Here is a 23730-nt window from a genome sequence, read left to right on the forward strand (position 1 = left end):
GCACAGACCCGACATCGTAACAAACTGCAGCGCCCGGCGGCGAGGGCCAATCGCACGCAAATCGCGACGGCCCGCACCAATCCGGACAATGCCTTCAGACCAATTGCAGTTCGAAAGCCTTGAGCACTGCCCGCGTACGGTCGCGTACGCCGAGTTTGCTCAGGATGTTGGACACGTGGTTCTTGATGGTGCCCTCTGCCACCCCCAGCGAATTGGCGATTTCCTTGTTGGAAAACCCGCTCGCCATCAGCCGCAGGATCTCGGTTTCGCGGTCAGTCAGGGGGTCGGGGCGATCCAGGCTGACGAACTCGTTGCGCATGTGTTCCAGCCCGGACAACAGCCGCTGCGTCACCGCCGGTTGCACCAGCGAACCGCCGCCGGCCACGGCCTGGATGGCATCGACGAGCTGCTCCAGCGACACGTCCTTGAGCAGATAGCCCTTGGCCCCGGCCTTGATCCCGGCCAGCACCAGCGCATCATCGTCAAAGGTGGTCAGGATGATGGTGGGCGGCAGCGTCCCGGCCCGCCCCATCGCCTGCAACGCCTCCAGCCCGGACATCACCGGCATGCGCATGTCCATCAGCACCACGTCGGGCTTGACCTGCGGAATCTGTTCCAGCGCCTGGCGACCATCGGACGATTCGGCCACCACCTCGATGCCCTCCGCCAGCGACAGCAGCGAGCGAATCCCCTGACGCACGAGGGTCTGGTCATCGACCAACAAGACACGAATCATGCAACGACTCCTTCTGGCAAGCAGGCGGCGGCGTTGGGGGCCACCGGCAAAGTGATGGTGAGCTGGAGCCCCTGGCCGCGCCGGCTGGCGATCTCGAGCTTGCCGCCGTGCTGGCGCAGGCGCTCGCCCAGGCCACGCAGGCCATTGCCCGGGCTGACCTGATCGCTGCCGCGGCCATCGTCGCGCACCCTCAAGACCACATTGTGGCCCTCGCGGCGCGCGCTGAGCCACAGGTAGCTGGCGTCCGCGTGCCGTACTGCATTGGTGATCGCCTCTTGCGCACAGCGCAGGAGGACATGGGCGCGCTCGGGGTCATCGACGGTGAGTGGCTGCTCGATGTCCATCTCGATCATCAATTTGGGGACGTTTTCGGCCAGCGGGCGCAGCGCTGCGGCAAGGTCGATGGCCCCGCCCTCGCGCAGTTGGCTGACCGCTTCGCGCACGTCGGTCAGCAGCAGGCGTGCCAGCGTATGCGCCTGTTGCACATGCTCCTTGACCCGGCCGTCGGACAGGTGGCTGGCCACCTCCAGATTCAGGCTCAATGCGGTCAGGTGGTGGCCCAGCAGATCGTGCAGCTCACGCGAGATGCGGGTGCGCTCGTTGACCCGCGCACTGTCGGCGAGAAGCGCACGGGTGGCGCGCAGCTCGGCATTGAGCCGGCGCTGCTCCTCCCGCGCCTGCGCCTGCTGCAGCGCAACAAGACTAACCACGAACACGAAGCCGGAAAACCCCGCATACAGCATCGACTGCATCAACGCTTCCAGCGGCGGGAACCCAAGCCAGCGGATGAACACCGGCGCCACTGCCAACTGACTGATCAGCAGCCAGGCAGCGCCCAGCGGCAACGGCAGCAGCCACGGCAGCACGCAGGCGGCCACCATCAACAGCACGCTCCCCAGCCCCGACCCATTGAAATAGCTGACGCCCAGCGCCGCCAACGTCAGCACGACGAGCAGCAGGTAATCGAGCGCATTGCGCCCGCGGCCGCCCAGGTCACGGGTCAACCACGCATAGCCAGCACCGAACGCCAGGTAAGCCAGCCAGCCCTGCCACGGCATTGCGCGCAGCGCCAGTTCCGCCAACTCCTCGGCCAGCCTGGGCTTCAGCCAGGAATACAGCAGCGGCAACCCCACCATCGCCCAGGTGAACAGGCCGGCGTAGCGCAACAATCGCGTGTGTGAAATGCGTGCAAACATGCAGCCTTATACCGCCTCCCGTGCCACACCGCCCTGCACCGAAGGTCATGGTCGCGCGGTCGCCGCGCATGCGATAATCCGGACTTGGCCCGCCACTCGGGTCTGTCCGCAGGCAGTCAACGGAGTTTTCTGGAATGTCGATCGCCATCCGCGACGTGCGCGAGCACGAGCTGGATTCCGTCCTGTCACTCAACAACGCGGCCGGCCCTGCGATCCTCCCCTTGGATCCGGCCCGGTTGCGCCAACTGTTCGACAGCGCCGAATATTTCCGCGTGGCCGAGCGCGATGGCGCGATGGCCGGCTTCCTGATCGGCTTCGGTTCGCACGCGGCCCACGAAAGCAGCAATTTCGCCTGGTTCCGCGAGCGCTATCCGGATTTTTTCTACATCGATCGCGTGGTGGTCGCCAGCCGTCGTCGCGGCGGCGGCGTGGGCCGCGCGCTGTACGCGGATGTGCAGAGCTATGCCGAACTGCGCTACCCGCAACTGGCCTGCGAGGTGTTCCTGGAACATGGTGCCGACCATGCCCTGCTGTTCCACGGCAGCTTCGGCTTCCGCGAGGTCGGCCAGCACGTGATGACGCAGCACGACGTGCGCGCGGCAATGCTGATGAAAACCCTGTGCAGCTACCCCTGGGTTCGCGAGACGTATGGCGATGCCCTGCCGGATGTCGCCTGGCTGCAGCGCCCGCGCAGCCACGTGGCCGCAACCCCCACCCTCGGAACCTGCGCATGAGCACGCGGATGGATTACGCCCAGGCCGGCGAATTGAAATTTGGCCAGGTCGGCATCGCCAACCTGCGGGTGCGCAGCCTGGACGTGGCGCAGCTGGCCGAGGAGATGCGCGAACGCGTGCAGCGCGCGCCCAACCTGTTTGCGCGCGCAGCGGTGGTGCTGGACTTCGGCGGGCTCAGCAAAACCCCGTCCGCCGAAGACGCACAAGCGCTGCTTGAGGGTCTGCGCAATGCCGGCGTGCTGCCGGTGGCACTGGCATACGGCACCAGGGAAATCGACGCGCTTTCGCAACAGCTTGGCCTGCCGCTGCTGGCGAAATTCCGCGCCCAGTACGAAAGCGCCACCACAGCGCCAACCCCGGCATCGCTGCCGGAGACCCCGACGCCCGCCGCGGCCCAGCCGGCGCCGGCGGCGAAACCGCCTTCCGGCAACGCGCCGGGGCATATCCAGACCACGCCGGTGCGTTCCGGGCAGCAGGTCTTTGCCGACCAGCGCGACCTGACCGTGCTGGCCACGGTTGGCGCAGGCGCCGAGGTCATCGCCGACGGCAGCATCCATATTTATGGCGCCCTGCGCGGGCGCGCGCTGGCCGGCGCGCAAGGCAACGAAGAAGCACGTATCTTCTGTCGCGAGTTCCATGCGGAACTGGTGGCGGTGGCCGGGCACTACAAAGTGCTGGAGGACATCCCGCCGGAGCTGCGCGGCAGATCCGTCCAGGTCTGGCTGGAGCAGGGCCAACTCAAGCTCGCGGCGCTCGACTGACACCAACACCATGCGGGACGGAGCTTGCTCCGCCCATCCAGCCGGATTTGCCCGGCACTGCAAACAACAAGACGGAGGACGCCAACTTGGCCGAAATCATCGTAGTCACCTCGGGCAAGGGCGGCGTTGGCAAGACCACGACCAGCGCCAGCATCACCACCGGCCTTGCGCGCCGCGGCAAGAAGGTTGCGGTCATCGACTTCGACGTCGGCCTGCGCAACCTCGACCTGATCATGGGCTGCGAACGCCGCGTGGTGTATGACTTCGTCAACGTGATCCATGGCGAAGCGACGCTCAAGCAGGCACTGATCAAGGACAAGCGCTTCGACAACCTGTTCGTGCTGGCCGCCAGCCAGACGCGCGACAAGGATGCGTTGAGCAAGGAAGGCGTGGAGAAGGTGCTGAAGGACCTGGCGGCAGAGGGCTTCGACTACATCGTCTGCGACTCCCCCGCCGGCATCGAAAAAGGCGCGTTCCTGGCCATGTACTTCGCCGACAAGGCGATCGTGGTGGTGAACCCGGAGGTCTCCAGCGTGCGCGACTCCGACCGCGTGCTGGGCCTGCTGGCTTCCAAGACCCACCGCGCCGAACGCGGCGAGGGGGACGTGGTGGCGCATCTGTTGCTGACCCGATACAGCCCGCAGCGCGTGGAAAACGGCGAAATGCTGTCGATCAAGGACGTCGAGGAAGTGCTGGGCCTGGCGACGCTCGGCGTGATCCCGGAATCCGGCGACGTGCTCAACGCATCCAACAAGGGCGAACCCGTGATCATGGACCCCGAATCCATCGCCGGCCAGGCGTATGAGGATGCGGTGGCGCGCCTGCTGGGCGAAGATCGCCCGCTGCGCTTCACCACGGTGGAGAAGAAGGGCTTCTTCAGCAAGTTGTTCGGGGGTTGACGCATGTCCATTTTCGACTTCCTCAAGCCCAAGAAGAACACCGCGCAGACCGCCAAGAACCGCCTGCAGATCATCATCGCGCAGGAGCGCAGCTCGGCCGGCGCGCCCGACTACCTGCCGCTGATGCGGCGGGAAATCCTTGAGGTGATCCGCAAGTACGTGAACGTGGACACCGACGCGGTGAAGGTCGATGTGGTCAAGGACGGCGAGCATGACGTGCTCGACATCTCGGTGTCACTGCCGGAACGCGGTGCCGCACCTGCCGGCGCGTGACCGCGGCGCCTGCGCGCCATGCTGACGCTTGCTGACATCGGCTTCGAGGCCCCGGCAAGCTTGCTGGCGCGCTACGGCTTGTCGCTGGTGCGCGTGGCCGACGGCGCAGAGATTCCCGGCAGTTATTGGGGCGGCGCCGAAGCCGGCATCATCGGCAGCACGGTGCATGCGCGCGCGGATACGCCGGTGCATTCGCTGTTGCATGAAGCCGGCCACCTGATCGTGCTGCCGCCTGAACGCCGCGCCTTGGTGCATACCGATGCCACCGACTCGGTTCCGGAAGAGGACGCCGTCTGCGTGCTGCAAGGCCTGCTGGGCGATGCCCTGCCCGGCGTTGGCCGCGCGCAGGTGTGGGCCGACATGGACAGCTGGGGCTATACCTTCCGCCTCGGCTCGGCGCGTGCCTACGTGGAGCAGGACGCCGAGCACGCGTGGCGATGGCTGCGCGAACGGGGCTTGATTGACGATCACGGCGCGCTGTCGGCGACGTCCTGACCCCGCCCGCCATCTCCAGCAAGCCCCGGACCGAACCCTGGCGGGCAGTCTGATAGCCTTGCTGCCTCGCCTGCCTGCCGCCAAGGATCGCCCCGTGAAGCTTCGCCATGCCCTGCTCGCTGCCGCCGTGATCGGCACCCTCGGCCTGCCGGCCTGCAAGCGCGAACCCACGCCGGCGGCACCGGCAACGCCCGCGCCACCGGCGGCAGGCGGCGAAACCGCCGACCAGTTCGTCGCCCGCGTCAATGAAGAAGTGCGCAAGTTCAGCACCGAACTGAACTCGGCGCAGTGGCTGTCCAATACCTACATCAACGGCGACAGCGAACTGGTCGCCGCCAAGGCCAACGAGCGCTGGCTGACGCAGCTCAATCTCTGGATCGAGCAGTCCAGGCGCTTCAACGGGACGCCGATGAAGCCGGAGACGGCGCGCGCCATCAAGCTGCTCAAGCTGTGGACCGCGATGCCGGCGCCCAAGGATCCGCACAAGCTCGAAGAACTGACCCGGATCGCCAGCCGCATGGAAGGCATGTATGGCGCCGGCAGCTACTGCAGCGGCGAAGGCGGCAACAAGACCTGTCGCGACATCGGCCAGCTCAGCGACGTGCTCGCCAAGAGCCGCGACTACGACACCCAGCTGGACGCCTGGCAGGGCTGGCACACCATCAGCGTACCGATGCGCAAGGACTACACCCGCTTCGCCGAATTGGTGAACCAGGGCGCGAAGGAAATGGGTTTTGCCGATGCCGGCGAGATGTGGCGCTCCGGCTACGACATGAGCCCTGCCGAACTGGCCGCGGAAAGCGACCGCCTGTGGGGCCAGGTCAGGCCCTTGTACGAACAGTTGCACTGCTACGCGCGCGGCAAGCTGGACGCGCAATACGGCAAGGACAAGGGCGAGGTGGCCGGCGGCATGTTGCCGGCGCACCTGACCGGCAACCTGTGGCAACAGGACTGGAGCAACCTGTGGGACGTCCTGCAGCCCTACAAAAAAGCCGGCAGCCTGGACATCAACGCGGCGCTCAAGCGCATGGCCGACGCCGACCTTGCGCGTGAGCTGGGCAAGCCCGCTGCCAACGGTGCATCGGCCGCCGAGCACGTCTTCCTGGCCCAGCGCGCCGCGCAGCTGGACACCGCCAAGGCCATGGCCCAGCGTGCGCAGGATTTCTATGTCTCGCTGGGCATGCCGAAACTGCCCGACAGTTATTGGCAGAAATCGCAGTTCATCAAGCCGATGGAGCGCGACGTGGTCTGCCACGCCAGCGCCTGGGACATGAACATGCAGGGCGACGTGCGCACCAAGATGTGCATCGCGCCCAACGAGGAAGAACTGACCACCATCTACCACGAGCTTGGCCATCTCTATTACGACCTGGCCTACAACAAGCAGGCGCCCCTGTTCCAGAACGGCGCGCACGACGGCTTCCACGAGGCCATCGGCGACACCATCGTGCTGGCGATGACGCCCAGGTACATGGCCTCGGTCGGGCTGGTGGCCGAACCGCAGCAGAGCCACGACGCGCTGATCAATGCCCAGATGCGGATGGCGCTGACCAAGGTGGCATTCCTGCCATTCGGACTGATGATCGATCGCTGGCGCTGGGGCGTGTTCGACGGCTCGATCAAGCCCGACCACTACAACCAGGCCTGGTGGGAACTGAAAGCCAAGTACCAGGGCGTGGCACCGGTGACCCCGCGCGGCGAGGAGTTCTTCGATCCGGGCGCGAAATACCACGTCCCTGCCAATACGCCTTACACCCGCTACTTCCTGGCCAACATCCTGCAATTCCAGTTCTACAAGGCCCTGTGCGGTGCCTCCGGCTACAAAGGGCCACTGTACGAATGCAGCTTCTACGGCAGCAAGGCAGCCGGCGACAAATACTGGGCGATGTTGTCCAAGGGCAACAGCCAGCCTTGGCAACAAACGCTGAAGGAGTTGACCGGCGGCGAGACGATGGACGCCAGCGCGGTGTTGGAATACTTCGCCCCGCTGCAGCAATGGCTGAAGGAACAAAATGCCGGATCGCAGTGCGGCTGGAACCCGGCCGCCACCGCACCGGCTGTCGCCCACACCGCAGGCTGACGGGCTCCGGCAGGCAGCATTGGCAAGGCCAGCGCACGCCGGCCTTGCTGCCCCGGCAACCACCCGCACGCGCTCCTGGCGGGCTGCCCGCGGGCATCCTGCAGACGCGCGTGATCAGGGAACGACAGGTTCCAGCGCGGCAGGCTCTTGCGGCACCCGCAACACCCGCTGCATGGCATGGGTTTCCCACCACCAGAGCAACCAGCCGCCCACGGCGAACGCCGCGGCACCCAGCGCAAGATGCAGGGCCGAACCGCTGAGCAAGGGCGACAGCACGCCGGCAATGATCGCGTTCACCAGCAGCCCGAAGAACGCCTGCAGCGACGACGCACTGCCACGCTGGCGCGGATACATGTCGAGGATCGCGAGGGTGATGATGGGGAACGCCAACGCGATCCCGAAGGCATTCAGGCTGATGGGCAGCACCGCCCATCGCCCGGACGGGCTGCCGGCCAGCAGGGTGCAGCCGATGTTCAACGCCATCGCCACGCCACAGCAGGCAAACCCGACATTCGCCAGCCGCGCGCCGTCGATGCGCCCCGCGGCTCGTCCGGACACGAATGCGCCCAGCATCATTCCACTGATCATCGGGATGAAGAACCAGCCGAACTGGCGCTCGCTCAATCGCATCAGATCCAGCACGAATGCGGGTGCCGACGCGATGTACAGGAACAAGGCGCCGAAGTTGAGCGCCGCAGCTGCGGACAAGCGCAAGAAACGCGGACTGCGCGCGATTCCTGCGTAGGCACGAAGCAGGGACGCAGGCCGCAATGGCAGCCGCGCCGCCGGTGGGTGCGTTTCCGGCAGGCCGCGCCAGACGACGGCCATCAACACCACCGCGAATGCCACCAGGAACCAGAAGATGAACGGCCAGCGTTGCCAGCCCAGCAGCCAGCCACCCAGCACCGGCGCCACCGCCGGAGCGATCCCGAAAATCATCGACACATGGCTCATCAGGCGCTGGGCATCGTGCCCGTGCAACACGTCGCGAATCACCGCGCGCCCCACGATCAACCCCACGCCCGCACTCAGCCCCTGCAGGGCGCGGAACAGCAGCAGCTGCGGCAGCGTGGCCGCCAGCGCGCAGCCCGCCGAGGCCAGCGCAAACACGCCAAGCCCGGCAAGAATCACCCGCCGCCGGCCAATCGCATCCGACAACGGCCCATGCACCACGCTCATGGCGGCGTAGGCCAGCAAATAGACGCTGATGGTCTGCTGCATCGCCAGCTTGTCGACGCCCATCTGCGCACCGATCTGCGGAAACGCCGGGAACAGGGTGTCGATCGAAAACGGGCCGAACATCGCCAAGCCACCCAGCAGCACGGCCAGACGGCGAGTTGAAGGCGGGGCGTTCGCGGGCATCGGCAGATTGTACGGAACCCGGCCAAACCTGCCGGCGCGGCGCCCTGTATAATCCCGCACACACGGAGGGAGAAGCGCGCGGATCTCGTCCCGCAGCGCTGCCGAAGGCGCAACCGCCCGGAATCGCTCAGGCCCAAGACCGCCGTGTGACCACACTCTGGAGAGATCGGCACGCCATTCGTGGCAATGCCGGCGCCGAAGGGGCACGAAGCTGCGCGGAGCTCCTCCCCCGCCGCGCGCTTCCAAACTCTCAGGCAGAAGGACAGAGCGGGCATCCCCTTTACGCGCAATCGCGCTTCCGGATGCCGCCATGACCAAACCTTCACTCCACTCGCTCGAGCATCACGATGCGTTCGTCGAACGCCACATCGGCCCCAACGACACCGAAATCGCGCAGATGCTGCGAACGGTCGGCCACGATTCGCTGGAAGCCTTCACCGACGCCATCGTCCCGGCCAGCATCAAATCCGCCGTGCCGCTGGCGCTGCCCGCCAGCCTGACCGAAGTCGAGGCGCTGGCCAGCATCCGCGCCATCGCCGACAAGAACCAGCTGTTCAAGAGCTTCATCGGCCAAGGCTATTACGGCACGTTTACGCCGAATGTGATCCTGCGCAACATCCTGGAAAACCCGGCCTGGTACACCGCCTATACCCCTTACCAGGCGGAGATTTCGCAGGGCCGGATGGAAGCGCTGATCAACTTCCAGACCATGGTCGCGGACCTCACTGCAATGGACATCGCCAGCGCTTCCCTGCTGGACGAAGCCACCGCCGCGGCGGAGGCGATGACGCTGGCGAAGCGTTCGTCCAAATCGAAGTCCAACACCTTCCTGGTCGCCGGCGATACCCATCCGCAAACGCTCGGAGTGCTGCACACCCGCGCCGAACCGATGGGCCTGCACGTCGAAGTGGCGCGCTCCACCGAAGCCTTCAACGAAGCGCTCGCCGCCGGCGACTATTTCGGCGTGCTGGTGCAGTACCCGGCCTCCAGCGGCTGGGTCGAGGACTGGGCGCAGGACGCGGAGATCATCCACGGCCACGGCGCATTGTTCGTGATGGCCACCGACCTGCTGGCGCTGACCCTGCTCAAGCCGCCGGGCGAGATGGGCGCGGATATCGTGATCGGCAACACCCAGCGCTTCGGCGTGCCGTTCGGCTTCGGTGGCCCGCATGCGGCCTTCATGGCCTGCCGCGACGCCTACAAGCGCTCGATGCCGGGCCGCCTGATCGGCGTGTCGATCGATGCCGATGGCAAGCCTGCGTATCGGCTGACCCTGCAGACCCGCGAACAGCACATCCGCCGCGAGAAGGCGACCTCCAACATCTGCACCGCGCAGGTGCTGCTGGCGGTGATGGCGTCCATGTACGCCGTCTACCACGGCCCCGACGGTCTCAAGCGCATCGCCAGCCGGGTGGCCCGCTACACCGCCATCCTCGCCGCCGGCCTGCGCCAGCTGGGCCATGCCAGCGTCCACGCCACCGCCTTCGACACCCTGTGCATCGATGCCGGCGACGCGGGTGCGGCGATCCTGGCCCGCGCGAAGGCCAACCGCGCCAACCTGCGCGTGCGCGGCAACGGTTCGCTCTGCGTGTCGCTGGACGAAACCACGACCCGCGCCGACCTCGAACTGCTGTGGCGCATCTTCGGCGGCAATGCCGCCACGCTGCCGTCCATCGACGCATTGGATGCCGCCGCGCCGTCGCTGATCCCCGCCAGCCTGGAACGCAACAGCGCCTTCCTCACCCACCCGGTGTTCAACACCCACCACAGCGAGCACGAACTGCTGCGCTACATGCGGATGCTGTCGGACAAGGATCTGGCGATGGATCGCACCATGATCCCGCTGGGTTCCTGCACCATGAAGCTCAACGCCACCGCCGAAATGATTCCGGTGACCTGGCCGGAGTTCGGCAACATCCACCCACTGGCGCCGGCAGCGCAGACCCAAGGTTACAAGGAGCTGATCGACGGGCTGGAAGCCATGCTGGTGGAATGCACCGGCTATGACGCGGTCAGCCTGCAGCCCAACTCCGGCGCGCAGGGCGAATACACCGGCCTGCTGGCGATCCGCGCGTATCACGCGTCGCGCGGCGAGGGCCACCGCAACATCTGCCTGATCCCCGAATCGGCGCACGGCACCAACCCTGCATCCGCCAACATGTGCGGGATGAAGGTGGTAGTCACGAAATGCGATGCCAACGGCAACGTGGATGTGGGCGACATCCGCGCGCAGGCCGAAAAGCATTCGGCCAACCTGGCCGCGATCATGATGACCTACCCCTCCACCCACGGCGTGTTCGAGGAGGACGTGGTGGAAATCTGCGAGATCGTCCACGGCCACGGCGGGCAGGTCTATACCGACGGCGCCAACATGAACGCGCTGGTCGGCCTCGCCAAGCCCGGCAAGTGGGGCTCGGACGTGTCGCATCTGAACCTGCACAAGACCTTCTGCATCCCGCACGGCGGCGGCGGCCCCGGCGTCGGCCCGTGCGCGGTCAAGGCGCACCTGGCGCCGTTCCTGCCCAAGGCCTTCGGCGACAGCAGCGTGCGCACGGCCGGCATCGGCAACGGCGCGATGGTGAGCGCAGCTTCGTTCGGCAGCGCCAGCATCCTGCCGATCAGCTGGATGTACATCGCCATGATGGGCCGCGACGGCCTGCGCAAGGCCACCCAGGTGGCGATGCTCAATGCCAACTACATCGCCAGGCGCCTCGCGCCGCACTACCCCACGCTGTACACCGGCCGCAACGGGCTGGTGGCGCACGAGTGCATCCTCGACCTGCGCCCGCAGGAGAAACTCTCCGGCATCGGCGCCGAGGACGTGGCCAAGCGCCTGATCGACTTCGGCTTCCATGCACCGACGCTGAGCTTCCCGGTCGCCGGCACGCTGATGGTGGAGCCGACCGAAAGCGAATCCCTGCACGAACTGGATCGCTTCATCGATGCGATGATCCAGATCCGCGCCGAGATCCAGGACGTGATCGACGGCAAGCTGGACCGCGCCGACAATCCGCTGAAGCACGCCCCGCATACCGCCGCGCGCGTGTCGGCCAGCGCGTGGGCGCACGCCTACCCGCGCGAGCTGGCCGCGTTCCCGCTGGACAGCCTGAAGCAGGTCAAATACTGGCCACCGGTGGCGCGGGTGGACAACGTGCACGGCGACAAGAACGTGATGTGCGCCTGCATCCCGGTGGATGCCTACAAAGACGAGGCCTGACGAGCGCGACACCCAGGCATCCCTCGCGATGGGAAACAGGCCCCGCAATGCGGGGCCTGTTCGTTTGCCGCTTCAGGATGAAGCTCAGATCCCGTGCTGCTTCAGCCACGCATCAATCTGCGGCATCCGCTGCGCGCGCAGCTTGACGCGGGTCTGGATGCCGTTGACCACGCGCTCTGCGTCGCGGCGCGATGTGGCCGCGATGTACTGGCTGGAGAACGCGGTGATCTTGTCGGCCATCGCAAGCTTGTTGGAGCTGCTGCCCAAGCCGGGGTAATAGCGGGCGCGCGAGGTGGAATCCACCAGCTTGTCCACCTGCTCACGATGCGCGACGGCAAAATCAAAGGCGAGCTCCGGATGTTCCCACGACACGCCGGCGATCATCCCCGCGCTGTTGGTGGCGCCGGGCTCGTCGGTCAGCGCCATGTCCAGCGCACGCTGGGCCAGCATCGCGTCCTTGGCCCTGGACAGCAGGCCGTAGTACTGGTCACGCAGCATCGCCGATTTCTCCGCTTTCGCCATCGCGTGCAACCGGTCCCAGGTCGCGGCATCGGCATTGCGCGCCACCATGCCCAGCACGGTGCGGCGCAGATCCGGCGGCAGCGCGCCCGGATCGCTGGCAGAGGCATCGAAGCGCCGCGTTGCCTCGGCCAGGACCTTGGCATCGCCCAGCGAACCCAGCATGGAAATCATGCTGGCGCGCAGTTGCCGGGTGGCAACCGAATCCTCCTTGCGGTTGCTCCAGCCCAGCTGCTCGAACTTCGGCGACAGCTTGGCGATCGCAAACGTGCGGAACGCCGCCTGCCGCTTGACATCTTCCTTGAGCATGTCATCGATGCCACCCAGGCTGCCCGCGACCATCTGCCACAACTCGGGCGCCGCCGACAGCGGCACCTGCATGGCCAGATCCAGCGTGTCGGACTCCGGCTGCAGCCCCACCGCAGACAACGCGCTGGCGTCCAGCATCACGCCCATCTGATCGACCACCGGCAGCTTGGCAAAGCCCGCGGACAGCGCCTTGAACTGCACCGGCGCATACAGGGTGCGGTAATAGCCTTTCTGCCCGACGTTGACCAATACCGGCGCGTCGCAGCCCGGCAACGTCAGGCTGGCCTTGCCATCGACCAAGGTACGCACGATGGCGCCCTGCCCCGCACGCGCGCTGACCGGCACGCGCCAGCGCAGCGGCGTTTTGCCGGGGCGATCCACGGTGTATTCGTCCTGCACCAGGCTCAGCACGGTATTGCCGCCGGTGCAGACGCTGCTGGCCTTGATCAACGGCACGCCGGGCTGCAGGGTGAAGTCATGCGCCACCTGCAGGAACTGCTTGCCAGGCGCCGCCTTCTCCATTTCCTCCCACAGCTCGTCGGTGACCGCATTGCCATAAGCGTGGCGCTTGATGTAGCTGCGCACGCCGTTGCGCCAGGCGCTTTCGCCCACATAGTCCTCCAGCATGGAAATGACCGCCGACCCCTTGCCGTAGGTGATCCCGTCGAAGGCCTGGCTGGCCTGCTCCACGGTGGTCAAATGCTGGACGATGGGATGGGTGGTGGCGTAACCATCGCCGCCCATCGCGCCGCGACTGGTGAACGCGGCATCGACGCCGTTGGCATCCCATTCCGGATGCAGCTTTCGGGTCGTGCGGCCTTCCATCCAGGTGGCGAAGCCTTCGTTCAACCACAGGTCGTCCCACCAGCGCATGGTGACCAGATCGCCGAACCATTGGTGGGCAATCTCGTGCGCCGCCGTCGTGAACACGCCTTGCTTGTCGTTGTTGCTGGACGTGGCCGGATCCAGCAGCAGGCTGTATTCGAAGGTGAAGATCGCGCCCCAGTTTTCCATCGCGCTGAAGAACTGGCTGCGCCCGGGGGCGGCGATGTTGTCCAGCTTCGGCAACGGATAACGCACGCCGAAATAGTCGTTGTATTCGCGCAGGATGTCGCGGCTGGCTTCCAGCGCGAACTGCGCCTGCGCCACCTTGCCCTTCGCGGCGATGACGCCCACTTCCACGCCGTCGTCGGCCTTCAGCGTGGCGCGATCGAACTCGCCCACGCCGAGGAACAGCAGGTAGGTGGACATCTTCGGGGTGGTCGCAAAGGTCACCCGCTGCAGGCCACCGCCGATGTCGCGGATGTCCTTCGCCGGCATGTTGCTGACCACCATCTGGCCGGCCGGGGCATTGACCGCCAGATCGAAGGTGGCCTTGTAATTGGGTTCGTCCCAGGACGGGATGAAGCGGCGCGCATCGGAATTTTCGAACTGGGTGTAGAGCGCGCGCTGCTTGCCGGATTCGGTGGGGTAGTCCAGCGCGAACAGGCCATTGGCCTGGGTGCCGATCTTGCCGGTATAGCCGGTGCTCAGCACGTACTTGCCGGGCGCCAGTGCCTTGTCGAAGACAAAGGTCGCGGTCTGGGCGCCTGCATCCACGCTCACGCTGGCCGGCAGGACCGTGCCGGCGGCCGAGGTCAGCGTGCTGTTGGCGAACGTCATGTCGATCGCCTGCAGCACGATGCGGTCGGTGGATTGCAGCACATCGACATCGACCTTCAGCTTGCCGTCAAACGACATCGCCTGCGCGTGCGGGGTCACCTCGATGGCGTAGTGCGAGGGACGTACCGTGCGCGGCAACTGGGAGGTGGTCAGCTCCTGCGGAATGCTGCCGGGCGTGGCCTGTTCGGCTGCTGCGGCAAAACTGCCGCTGGCCAGGGCCAAGGCAATGGCGGAAGTGAGGAGACGACGCATGGGCGGGACCTTGTGTGATGCGGGGGAAGATCCCGGATCATCCTGCCTCGCGCGCGCTTCACCCAGCGCCGGAAGTCATGGTTGCCGCAACTGCGTCAGAGCAGGTGCAGCATCACCGACACGTAATGGCAAACGCTGCCGAGGATCACGAAGCCATGCCAAATGGCGTGCGCGTAGCGCTTTTGCGGGCGCATGTAGAACCAGGTGCCCGCCGTGTACGCCAGACCGCCGGCAAGCAGCCAGCACAGCGAACCCGTGCTCAACGCATGCAACATGGGTTTGATCGCCAGCATGATCATCCAGCCCATGCCGATGTAGATCAGCGTCGAAAGCCCCTTGAAGCGACCGGTGTAGAACAGCTTGAACACCACGCCGAACAACGCGAGCGACCACACGGTGCCGAACAACCACCAGCCGGTCGGCCCGCGCAGGCCGACCAGGGTGAACGGCGTGTAGGTGCCGGCGATCAGCAGGTAGATCGCGCAGTGATCGAACACCTTCAGCCGTCCCTTGACGACCGGGTGCGAGATCGCGTGGTACAGCGTGGATGCCGTGTACAGCAGCAGCAGGGCCACCACGAACACGATGGCGCCCGCCAGCTGCCAGCCGTCACCGAAGATCGCGGTCAGGGTCACCAGCACCGCGCCCGCCGCCAGCGCCGCCGCTGCCCCGAGCCCGTGGGTCAGCGCATTGGCGAACTCTTCGCGCGGATGCAGGACGAAATTGTTGCCTGAGGAAACTTGCTGCATTGCGGCAGGATACTCCCTTCCGCTGCCAGCGGAAGATCCCCGTCAACCGCACTGCCGTTGGGTTCCAGACGTTTGTGCGCGAAATGCAGTGCGCATGCCGGCGCGGATCGAACAACAGGGACATGCAGGTTTTCCGGCATCGGTCACCATTTCGCCGAGCGCGCCGGCGTACAGTCGCCATCGACACCTCCGGCAAGGCGCTCGACCATGACCATCCCCGGCCTTTCATCGAACATCGCCGCCTCCGGCATGCAGGTGGCGGCGCAGCGGATGCAGGCGGCGGCCAGCAACACCGCCAATCGTGGCACCGAAGGCTTCCAGCGCCGTCGCGTCGAACAGTCGGAGACAGCGACGGGCGGCGTGCAGGCCCGCGTCGTGCGCACCGAGGCGCGCAACGACGACACCGCAGCCACCGTGTCCGATGTGCTCGATGCCCACCAGGCGGCTCGCGACTTCGCGGCAAGCACCGCCGCATTCCGCGCCCGCGAGGACACGCTCGGCACCTTGTTCGACGCTCTCGCCTGAGCGGGGTCCACAGACCCCGCTGACGCGGGTCAGCCTGGGGCCACCCCGGGTTCAGGCGTATGGATCGCGCAGCACCATCGTGTGGTCGCGATCCGGACCGGTGGAGACAATGCTGATCGGGCAGCCGGCCAGCTCTTCCAGCGCGCGCAGGTAGGCACGGGCGGCCACCGGCAACTGCTCCCACTCGGTGACGCCGTGCGTGTTCTCGCTCCACCCGGGGAACTCCAGGTACACCGGAGTGATCTCCTCCCAGCCCTGCGCGTCCAGCGGCGCGTACTCGGTGCGCTTGCCGCGGTATTCGTAGGCGATGCACATCTTCAGCTTCTCCATGCCGTCCAGCACGTCGAGCTTGGTGATGCACAGGCCGCTGATGCCGTTGATCGCTACCGCGCGCTTGAGCGCCACGATGTCCATCCAGCCGCAGCGGCGCGGACGGCCGGTGGAGGCGCCGTACTCGGCGCCGCGATCGCGGATGCCCTGCCCGACGTCGTCATCCAGCTCGGTCGGGAACGGGCCGCCGCCGACGCGGGTGGCGTAGGCCTTGGCGATGCCCAGCACGTAGTCGATCGAATCCGCTCCCACGCCGGCACCCGCCAGCGCACCGCCGATGGTGGTGTTGGAGCTGGTCACGTACGGATAGGTGCCGTGGTCGATGTCCAGCAGCGCGCCCTGCGCGCCCTCGAACAACACGCGCTTGCCCTGCTTGCGCAGCTCGTGGCAGATGCCGGCCACGTCCGACTTCATCGGCTCGACGTATTCGCCGAACGCCAGCGCTTCCTGATACACGGTGTCGAAATCCACCGGCTCCACGCCCAGGTACTTGGTCAGCACGAAGTTGTGGTAATCCAGCGCCGAGCGCAGTTTTTCGGCCAGTTGCTCGGGATAGTGCAGGTCGGCGACGCGGATGCCGCGACGCGCCACCTTGTCCTCGTAGGCCGGGCCGATGCCGCGCCCGGTGGTGCCGATGGCCTTGCCGCCTGCGGCCTTCTCGCGCGCCTGGTCCAGCGCAATGTGGTACGGCATGATCAGCGGCGCGGCCGGGCTGATCTTCAGGCGCGAACGCACTTCCACGCCCGCCGCCTCCAGCTCCTCGATCTCCTTGCGCAGCGCGGCCGGCGAGATCACCACCCCATTGCCGATCAGGCACAGCGCGCCGTCGCGCAGGATGCCGGACGGAATCAGGTGCAGCACCGTCTTCTTGCCATTGATGACCAGCGTGTGGCCGGCATTGTGGCCGCCCTGGAAGCGCACCACCGCACCGATTTCCTCGGTGAGCAGATCGACGATCTTGCCCTTGCCTTCATCGCCCCACTGGGCACCCAACACCACGACCGACTGGCCCATGGCCTGAACTCCTCAATTGCTTGCGGCCATCGGGGCCGCTGGATGGATTGCACCCGGCCCGTCGCACTGCCTGAGTCAAGCCGCCATCGGGGCAGCGTGGGCAGTGCGGGGTGCCAGACACGGAAAAAGCCGAGGCGAACCCCGGCTTTTCGAAATTTTACGCTGTTCCGGCCCGCCAGGCGACTTCAGCCCCCGCGCACCAGGTACAGCGCCAGCAATCCGAGGATCAGCACCACGCCGCCAATCCTGCGCACATGCTCGTCCGGCAGGTTCAACAACTGCGCGGCAGCACGCTTCCAGCCGCCCGGGCTTGCAAACAGGAACAGCCCCTCGATGATCGCCACCAGGCACAGCGCCGCCCACAGGTCTGCCATGAAGATCAGCGGTCGTTGCGCAGGTATTGCAGGAACGGATCATTGCGCTCCAGCACGATCACGCTGTCGCCGCCGGAAAATGCCTTGCGATAGGCCTCCAGGCTGCGCTGGAAGGCATAGAACGCAGGGTCCCGGCTGGCCGCCTCGGCGTAGATGCGCGCCGCTTCGGCATCGCCCTCGCCGCGCAGCTTCTGCGCGTCGCGCTCGGCTTCGGCCAGGATCACCTGTTGGTCGCGATCGGCGCCGGCGCGGATTTCATTGGCCTGCTCCTCGCCTTCGGCGCGCAGGCGGCTGGCCACCTGCTGACGCTGGGCGCGCATGCGGTTGTACACGTCGTCGATGACGCGGCTGTCGGTGGGCAGGTCGAGCTGCTTGATGCGCAGATCAAGAATGCGCACGCCCAAGGTGGCCGCGCCGCGGTTGATCACGTCCAGCTGGCTTTTGACGATCTCGGTGCGGTCGCCCGACACCGCCTGCTGCAGCGTGCGCGAGTTGATTTCGTTGCGCAGCGCGTCCTTGATGATCGGCGCCAGGCGGGTGACCGCCGCCGATTCATCGCCGCCGGTGGCGCGGTAAAACGCGCGGGCGTCCTCGATCCGGCCGACCGCGAAGAAATCCACGCTGACGTCCTTGCGCTCGGACGTCAGGTAGCGCTCGGGCTCGGCCGGCAGCACCTGGATGCGGCGGTCGAAAATGCGCGCGGTCTCCACCAGCGGCCACTTGAAATGCAGGCCCGGCTGCAGGTTCACCCGCGACACGCGGCCCAGGTTGAGCACGATGGCGGTATGGCCTTCGTTGACCACGAACACCGAACCCATCAGCAGCACCAGTGCCGCCAGTGCCGTCGCCATCCATGCGGGGAATTTCATCGCACCACCTCCTCGCGGCCCGTCGCAGGCCGCCCACTGCGGCCAGGGCGCGCCGCATCTTCCGTTCCGGCGTCACCCGCTGGCGACACGATGCTTGGCAGGAGCGCGGGCGATGGCGCAGGCGACGCGGGTGCCGCCGTGCCCTCCATCGGCACGTAGATCAGCTGGCGGCTGTCGCCGCCAATGATCTTGCGATTCCGCGCCAGCACATCCTGCACGGTTTCCAGCCACAGCCGCTTGCGGGTCACGTCGGGCGCGCCCTTGTATTGCTGGACCAGCAGGCTGAAACGCTCGGCATCACCGGTGGCGCGGGCGATTTCGGCGGTCTTGTAGCCTTCCGAGACGGTACGCACGCGCGCCGCCTGGCCGCGCGCTTCGGGCACGATCTTGGCCGCATAGGCGCGCGACTCGGAGATCAACCGCTGCTTGTCCTGCTGGGCGCTGTTGACGTCATCGAACGCCGGCTTGACCTGCTGCGGGGGCCGCGCATCGGGCAGGTTCAATTCGGTCACCACCAGCCCGGTGCGATACGCCTCCAGCGATTTCTGCAGGCGTTCACGCGCCGACACCGCCAGCTGTTCGCGCGCACCCAGCACGGTATCGAGATCGGAGCGCCCCACCTGCTCGCGCACGGTGCTCAGCGCCGCCTGCTTGAGGACCTCATCGCCGTCGCGGGTGCCGAACAAGTACAGCTGCGGATCGACGACCCGGTATTGCACGTTGACCGCGACCTCGACGATGTTCTCGTCGCGGGTCAGGACCGGCACCCGGTCTTCGTAATTCTTGATCTGCGTGGCGTTGACCTTGAACACCCGCTCCAGCGGCCACGGCAGCTTGAAGCTGGGACCCGGCTGCATCACCCGGTCGAACTTGCCGAAGCGCAGCACCACGCCGCGCTGCTGTTCGGCGATCAGCACGAAGCAGTTGTAGGCCAGCAACAGCACCAGCGCCAGGATGACCCAGCGCAGCGGGCTGCCGCCACCAACATCAGGCAGTTTGTCCAGCAGGCGCCTGAGGCCGTCGCCGGCCGGGTTTCCGGAGCCGCTGCCCGGTCGATTCCAGGCCATCCAGGCCGCTTTTGGCCCGCGCGGGCCGGTGTTCTGTGTGGTCATGCGTGGGATTCTACGGGAAGCGTCGGCTCCGCAGCCGACAAAAGGGAACGCAGCGGCAGGCCATCGGCCTGTGCCGCCAACCGCGTGGCATCGGCCAGCGCAAGGTCGATCGCAAGGGACCAGCCGTCGGCATCATGCTGCTCATCGCGCACCGCGCCCAGCGCATGCAGGCGCGCACGCAGGCGACCGGCATCGGTGGGCAAACGGATATCGCCGACGATGCGGCGCAGCCCCAGCCGCTCGGCCAGTGCCTCACGCAGCAGCTCAAGCCCGTTGCCATCACGCGCCGACAACCAGACCGCGCATCGCTCTTCGCCGCGCTGATCGATGCGTGGGCTGGCGCCTTCGATGCGGTCGATCTTGTTGAACACCAGCAACTGCGGAATGTCGCCGGCATCGATCTCGTGCAATACGGCATCGACTTGCGCCATGCGCTCATCGCGCAGCGGGTCATCGGCATCGATCACGTGCAGCAGCAGGTCGGCTTCACGCGCTTCACTGAGGGTGGAACGGAACGCCGCGACCAGCTCGTGCGGCAGGTCGCGGACGAAGCCGACCGTATCGGCCAGCACCACGCCGCCGCCGGGCAGCGTGATCCTGCGCACGGTCGGGTCGAGGGTGGCGAACAGCTGGTCTGCGGCGTAGGCATCGGCGCCGGTCAGGGCATTGAACAAGGTGGATTTGCCGGCATTGGTGTAGCCAACCAGGGCCACCCGAGGCAGTTCGCTGCGCACCCGCGCGCGGCGCATCTGGGTGTGCTGCACTTCGACTTTCTCCAGCCGCTTTTGCAGCACTTCCACGCGCTTTTGCAGCAGGCGACGGTCGGTCTCCAGCTGGGTTTCACCGGGGCCACGCAAGCCGATGGAGCCGCCGCGCTGGCGCTCCAGGTGAGTCCAGCCGCGCACCAGGCGCGTGGCCACGTGGCGAAGCTGGGCAAGTTCCACCTGCAACTTGCCTTCGTGGCTGCGCGCACGCTGGGCGAAAATATCCAGGATCAAGCCGGTACGATCGACCACGCGGCGCTCCAGCGCCCGTTCCAGATTGCGCTCCTGGACAGGGGTCAACGCGTGATTGACCAGCACCAGATCGGCGCCGGTTGCCTCGCAGGCCGCCCTCACTTCCTCCAGCTTGCCGCTGCCGATCAGGATCGATGGATTGGGCTTGTCGATGCGCGCGTTCAACACCGCCGCCACGCGGGCACCGGCCGACCGCGCAAGCTCGGCAAATTCCTCCAACACGCCTTCGCCGGGCGGGCCACCGGCGTGCGGCTGGATCAGCAGTGCGTTTTCACCGCCACGTGAGCGTTCAAACAATTGGGTCGACATTGGCTATCAGATGCGGGCGGCAAGCGGCAATTGCAAGCCCGCGCCGCCGCGTCATTCCGCGCCGGCCGGCTCGGGCAGTTCCGCGTCGTCGTCCTGGCCCGTGCTGCTGATGCGCACGTTGCGCGCCGGCACCACGGTCGAAATCGCATGCTTGTACACCATCTGACTGACCGTATTGCGCAGCAGGATGACGAATTGATCGAACGATTCGATGGTGCCCTGCAACTTGATGCCATTGACCAGGTAGATGGAAACCGGCACCCGCTCGCGGCGCAAGGCGTTCAGGAAAGGATCCTGCAAGGACTGCGACTTCGACATGAATTCCCCGTGACTCTCGTGCGTTATTGTTGTTTGTTCTATGTGAACCGACGCCCGTGGCGCTCCCCGGTTCCACGCCCACCCGCACTGCGGAGGGCGCCACCGGATGGTAGCGCATCATCACGCGCAGCGCGCGCCGGAGGCTGGATTGCCGAGGAAGGCATCCACTGCGGCGCCCAGTGCCTCACTGCTTGCGGTTGGATCAAACCAACGCGCATCCAATTCGCCGCGCAGCCAGGTGTATTGGCGCTTGGCCAGTTGGCGCGTGGCGGCGATGGCACGTTCGCGGAACCCGGCGGCGGAAGAGTCGCCGTTCAAATGCTCCCACGCCTGCCGATAGCCCACTGCGCGTACCGCCGGCAAGTCCAGCGGCCGCGGGTGCGCGGCCAGCTCCGGCAGGGCGCGCAGGGCGCGCACTTCCTCCAGGAACCCCGCCGCCAGCATCGCATCGAAGCGCTGCTCGATGCGCGCGTGCAGGATCTCCCGCTGCGGTGGCGCCAACACCAGCTTGAGCACGTTCAGCGGCAGGCGTTGTCCGCTGGCATCCCGTTGCCAGGCGCTGATCGGGCGACCGCTCAACCGATACACCTCCAACGCGCGCTGGATGCGTTGTGCATCGGTGGCGTGGATACGCGCCGCGGCGCCGGGATCAACCCGCGCGAGTTCAGCGTGCAGCGCCGCCCATCCATGCGCCTGCGCTTCCGCCGAGATCGCCGCGCGCGTCGCTGCATCGGCCGGCGGCATCCCCGACAGGCCTTCCAGCAACGCGCGGAAATACAAGCCGGTGCCACCGGCCAGAATCGGCAGCTTGCCGCGCGCCACGATGCCACCGATGGCCGCACGCGCATCGCCGGCGAATTCCGCCGCCGAATACGGCTGCCACGGCTGGCGCAGATCGATCAGGTGATGCGGCACCTGCGCCAATTCGGCGCGCGAGGGCTTGGCTGCACCGATGTCCAGGCCACGATAGACCAGCGCGGAATCCACGCTGACGATTTCGCCATCCAGCCGCTGCGCCAGCCGCAATGCGTATGCGCTCTTGCCCGAGGCCGTCGGGCCCATCAATGCGATCGCGCGCGGGCGCACGTCGTGCCGCATCAGTAGCCGCTTTCACGCAGGTTCAGCCGCACCTGCCGATGGCGACGCCGCACGGCGTCGTCCGGCGCCGGCGACAGCAAGCTGGCCACGACAATGGCGGCACTGGCAATCAAAAAGCCCGGCACGATTTCATACAGCGCGCTGCCGGTCTGCTTCCACAGAATCACGGTCAAGGCGCCGGTCACCATGCCAGCCAGCGCGCCCACTCCGGTCATCCGCGCCCACACCAGCGAGAACAGCACCACCGGCCCGAACGCCGCGCCGAACCCGGCCCAGGCATAGCTGACCAAGCCCAGCACGCGGCTGTCCGGGTCGCGGGCGATGAAGATCGCGAGCAACGCCACCGCCAGCACCATCGTCCGGCCGATCCAGACCAGCTCGCCAGCGCCCGCTTTCGGTCGCACGAAGCCGTGATAGAAATCTTCGGTCAGCGCACTGGAACAGACCAGCAGCTGGCAGCTCAGGGTGCTCATGATCGCGGCCAAAATGGCCGACAGCAGCACGCCAGCCACCCACGGATTGAACAGCGCATTGGCCAGCACGATGAACACACGCTCGTGATTGGCGACCAGCGGTTCCGCCTGCTGCGGATGCTGCGCCGCCCACGCAATGCCGGCCAGCCCCACCGCCATCGCACCCAGCAGGCACAGCGCCATCCAGGACATGCCGATGCGGCGCGCCTGCGGGATGACCGCCAGTGAATCGGCCGCCATGAAGCGCGCCAGGATGTGGGGCTGGCCGAAGTAGCCAAGCCCCCAGGCCAGCGCCGACACCACCGCGAGCCAGCCACCGCTGCCGATCCACTGCAGGCGCGCCGGATCCACCGTTTCGATCGCGCGCAGGGTGGCACCGGGGCCGCCCAGGCCGAGGATCACGATGACCGGCGTCAGCAGCAGCGCGAAGATCATCAACGTGGCCTGCACGGTATCGGTCCAGCTCACCGCCAGGAACCCGCCGATGAGGGTGTAGAGGATGGTGGCCGCCGCGCCCCACCACAGTGCCTGGGCATACGGCAGTCCAAACACGCTTTCGAACAGGCGCGCGCCGGCCACGATGCCGCTGGCGCAATAGACCGCGAAGAACACCAGGATCACCAGTGCGGACACGATCCGCAGCAGCTTGCCGTTGGCAGCAAACCCGCCGCCGGAAAAACGCGTCGTGAAATAGTCCGGCAGGGTCAGCGCGTTGTCGGTGCGCTCGGTATAGACGCGCAGCGGCCCGGCCACGAAGCGCCAGTTCAGCCAGGCACCTGCGCACAGGCCGATGGCGATCCAGGCTTCCGACAGCCCGGTCAGGTACAACGCGCCGGGCAAGCCCATCAGCAACCAGCCGCTCATGTCCGATGCGCCGGCCGACAACGCCGTCACGTAGCCACCCAGCGAGCGGCCTCCGAGGATGTAGTCATCCAGGCTGCGCGTGGAACGCCAAGCGGCAAAACCAATGCCGATCATGACCAGCAGATAGATGCCAAAGGTGATCAGCAGCGGGGTGCTGGCGGTCATGGGCGCGCTCCGATTGAAC

Annotated in this window: 21 protein-coding genes and 1 riboswitch; of the genes, 8 read left to right on the plus strand and 13 right to left on the minus strand. The window is 66.6% G+C overall.

Translation table 11 applies throughout. The annotated features are described in order from the left end of the window. Nucleotides 1-94 precede the first annotated feature (94 nt). Both LIW09_RS09155 and LIW09_RS09160 read right to left on the minus strand, forming a co-directional pair. Nucleotides 95-736 (minus strand): response regulator, encoded by a 642-nt coding sequence (locus tag LIW09_RS09155; protein WP_256645338.1) that lies wholly within the window; start codon nt 734-736, stop codon nt 95-97. Further along, nucleotides 733-1932 carry a sensor histidine kinase gene (locus LIW09_RS09160; RefSeq protein ID WP_256645339.1) on the minus strand — a complete coding sequence of 400 codons (1200 nt, stop codon included), beginning with the start codon at nt 1930-1932 and terminating at the stop codon, nt 733-735. Before LIW09_RS09160 ends, LIW09_RS09155 begins: the two co-directional genes overlap by 4 nt. Before the next feature lie 134 nt (nt 1933-2066). On the opposite strand from LIW09_RS09160, the gene LIW09_RS09165 reads away from it, so the two are divergent. The 6 genes from LIW09_RS09165 (at nt 2067) to LIW09_RS09190 (ending at nt 7174) form a co-directional block, all read left to right on the plus strand. Beyond that, nucleotides 2067-2666, plus strand: a complete 600-nt coding sequence (locus LIW09_RS09165) for a GNAT family N-acetyltransferase (RefSeq protein WP_256645340.1) — start codon at nt 2067-2069, stop codon at nt 2664-2666. Then, entirely contained in the window at nt 2663-3427 is a 765-nt protein-coding gene (gene minC, locus LIW09_RS09170) for a septum site-determining protein MinC (RefSeq protein WP_256645341.1), read from the plus strand. The genes LIW09_RS09165 and minC overlap by 4 nt, the downstream gene beginning before the upstream one ends. A gap of 86 nt (nt 3428-3513) precedes the next feature. Further along, nucleotides 3514-4326 (plus strand): septum site-determining protein MinD, encoded by an 813-nt coding sequence (minD, locus tag LIW09_RS09175; protein WP_256645342.1) that lies wholly within the window; start codon nt 3514-3516, stop codon nt 4324-4326. A gap of 3 nt (nt 4327-4329) precedes the next feature. Next, nucleotides 4330-4599 (plus strand): cell division topological specificity factor MinE, encoded by a 270-nt coding sequence (gene minE, locus LIW09_RS09180; RefSeq protein ID WP_256645343.1) that lies wholly within the window; start codon nt 4330-4332, stop codon nt 4597-4599. Between the two features lie 18 nt (nt 4600-4617). Further along, on the plus strand, nt 4618-5094 hold the full coding sequence (locus LIW09_RS09185) for a hypothetical protein (protein ID WP_256645344.1): 477 nt from the start codon (nt 4618-4620) through the stop codon (nt 5092-5094). Nucleotides 5095-5188: 94 nt separating this feature from the next. Further along, nucleotides 5189-7174, plus strand: coding sequence for a M2 family metallopeptidase (locus LIW09_RS09190; protein WP_256645345.1), 1986 nt, complete (start codon nt 5189-5191; stop codon nt 7172-7174). Nucleotides 7175-7288: 114 nt separating this feature from the next. On the opposite strand, the gene LIW09_RS09195 is transcribed toward LIW09_RS09190, so the two are convergent. Then, nucleotides 7289-8536, minus strand: coding sequence for a multidrug effflux MFS transporter (locus tag LIW09_RS09195; protein ID WP_256645346.1), 1248 nt, complete (start codon nt 8534-8536; stop codon nt 7289-7291). Between the two features lie 147 nt (nt 8537-8683). Continuing rightward, a riboswitch (glycine riboswitch) is annotated at nt 8684-8812 on the plus strand. A 34-nt stretch (nt 8813-8846) separates the two neighbouring features. On the opposite strand from LIW09_RS09195, the gene gcvP reads away from it, so the two are divergent. Continuing rightward, complete coding sequence (gene gcvP, locus LIW09_RS09200) at nt 8847-11753, plus strand: aminomethyl-transferring glycine dehydrogenase (protein ID WP_256645347.1); 2907 nt, start codon at nt 8847-8849, stop codon at nt 11751-11753. An 84-nt stretch (nt 11754-11837) separates the two neighbouring features. Here the strand turns inward: gcvP and LIW09_RS09205 are convergent, their stop codons facing one another. Together LIW09_RS09205 and trhA are read right to left on the minus strand one after the other, a co-directional pair. Then, nucleotides 11838-14495 (minus strand): M1 family metallopeptidase, encoded by a 2658-nt coding sequence (locus LIW09_RS09205; protein WP_256645348.1) that lies wholly within the window; start codon nt 14493-14495, stop codon nt 11838-11840. A 95-nt stretch (nt 14496-14590) separates the two neighbouring features. Further along, nucleotides 14591-15244 carry a PAQR family membrane homeostasis protein TrhA gene (gene trhA, locus LIW09_RS09210; protein ID WP_256645349.1) on the minus strand — a complete coding sequence of 218 codons (654 nt, stop codon included), beginning with the start codon at nt 15242-15244 and terminating at the stop codon, nt 14591-14593. A 207-nt stretch (nt 15245-15451) separates the two neighbouring features. On the opposite strand from trhA, the gene LIW09_RS09215 reads away from it, so the two are divergent. Next, nucleotides 15452-15769, plus strand: a complete 318-nt coding sequence (locus LIW09_RS09215) for a hypothetical protein (RefSeq protein ID WP_256645350.1) — start codon at nt 15452-15454, stop codon at nt 15767-15769. A 51-nt stretch (nt 15770-15820) separates the two neighbouring features. On the opposite strand, the gene LIW09_RS09220 is transcribed toward LIW09_RS09215, so the two are convergent. From LIW09_RS09220 to putP, 8 genes are all read right to left on the minus strand, one after another. Next, nucleotides 15821-17113, minus strand: coding sequence for an adenylosuccinate synthase (locus LIW09_RS09220; protein WP_256645351.1), 1293 nt, complete (start codon nt 17111-17113; stop codon nt 15821-15823). A gap of 185 nt (nt 17114-17298) precedes the next feature. Then, complete coding sequence (locus LIW09_RS09225) at nt 17299-17487, minus strand: DUF2065 domain-containing protein (protein ID WP_256645352.1); 189 nt, start codon at nt 17485-17487, stop codon at nt 17299-17301. 5 nt (nt 17488-17492) lie between these two features. Beyond that, nucleotides 17493-18356 carry a protease modulator HflC gene (gene hflC, locus LIW09_RS09230; protein ID WP_256645353.1) on the minus strand — a complete coding sequence of 288 codons (864 nt, stop codon included), beginning with the start codon at nt 18354-18356 and terminating at the stop codon, nt 17493-17495. Beyond that, nucleotides 18353-19423: an FtsH protease activity modulator HflK gene (hflK, locus tag LIW09_RS09235; RefSeq protein WP_425507935.1), complete on the minus strand. Its 1071-nt coding sequence runs from the start codon at nt 19421-19423 to the stop codon at nt 18353-18355. Before hflK ends, hflC begins: the two co-directional genes overlap by 4 nt. 41 nt (nt 19424-19464) lie before the next feature. After that, nucleotides 19465-20781 (minus strand): ribosome rescue GTPase HflX, encoded by a 1317-nt coding sequence (gene hflX / locus LIW09_RS09240; protein WP_256647199.1) that lies wholly within the window; start codon nt 20779-20781, stop codon nt 19465-19467. Between the two features lie 63 nt (nt 20782-20844). Beyond that, nucleotides 20845-21111, minus strand: a complete 267-nt coding sequence (gene hfq / locus LIW09_RS09245; protein ID WP_256645355.1) for an RNA chaperone Hfq — start codon at nt 21109-21111, stop codon at nt 20845-20847. A gap of 120 nt (nt 21112-21231) precedes the next feature. Next, nucleotides 21232-22209, minus strand: coding sequence for a tRNA (adenosine(37)-N6)-dimethylallyltransferase MiaA (gene miaA / locus LIW09_RS09250; RefSeq protein WP_256645356.1), 978 nt, complete (start codon nt 22207-22209; stop codon nt 21232-21234). Next, entirely contained in the window at nt 22209-23711 is a 1503-nt protein-coding gene (gene putP, locus LIW09_RS09255; protein ID WP_256645357.1) for a sodium/proline symporter PutP, read from the minus strand. Before putP ends, miaA begins: the two co-directional genes overlap by 1 nt. Nucleotides 23712-23730: the final 19 nt, after the last annotated feature.

The organism is Thermomonas paludicola (genome assembly GCF_024498955.1).
Classification (GTDB): domain Bacteria; phylum Pseudomonadota; class Gammaproteobacteria; order Xanthomonadales; family Xanthomonadaceae; genus Thermomonas; species Thermomonas paludicola.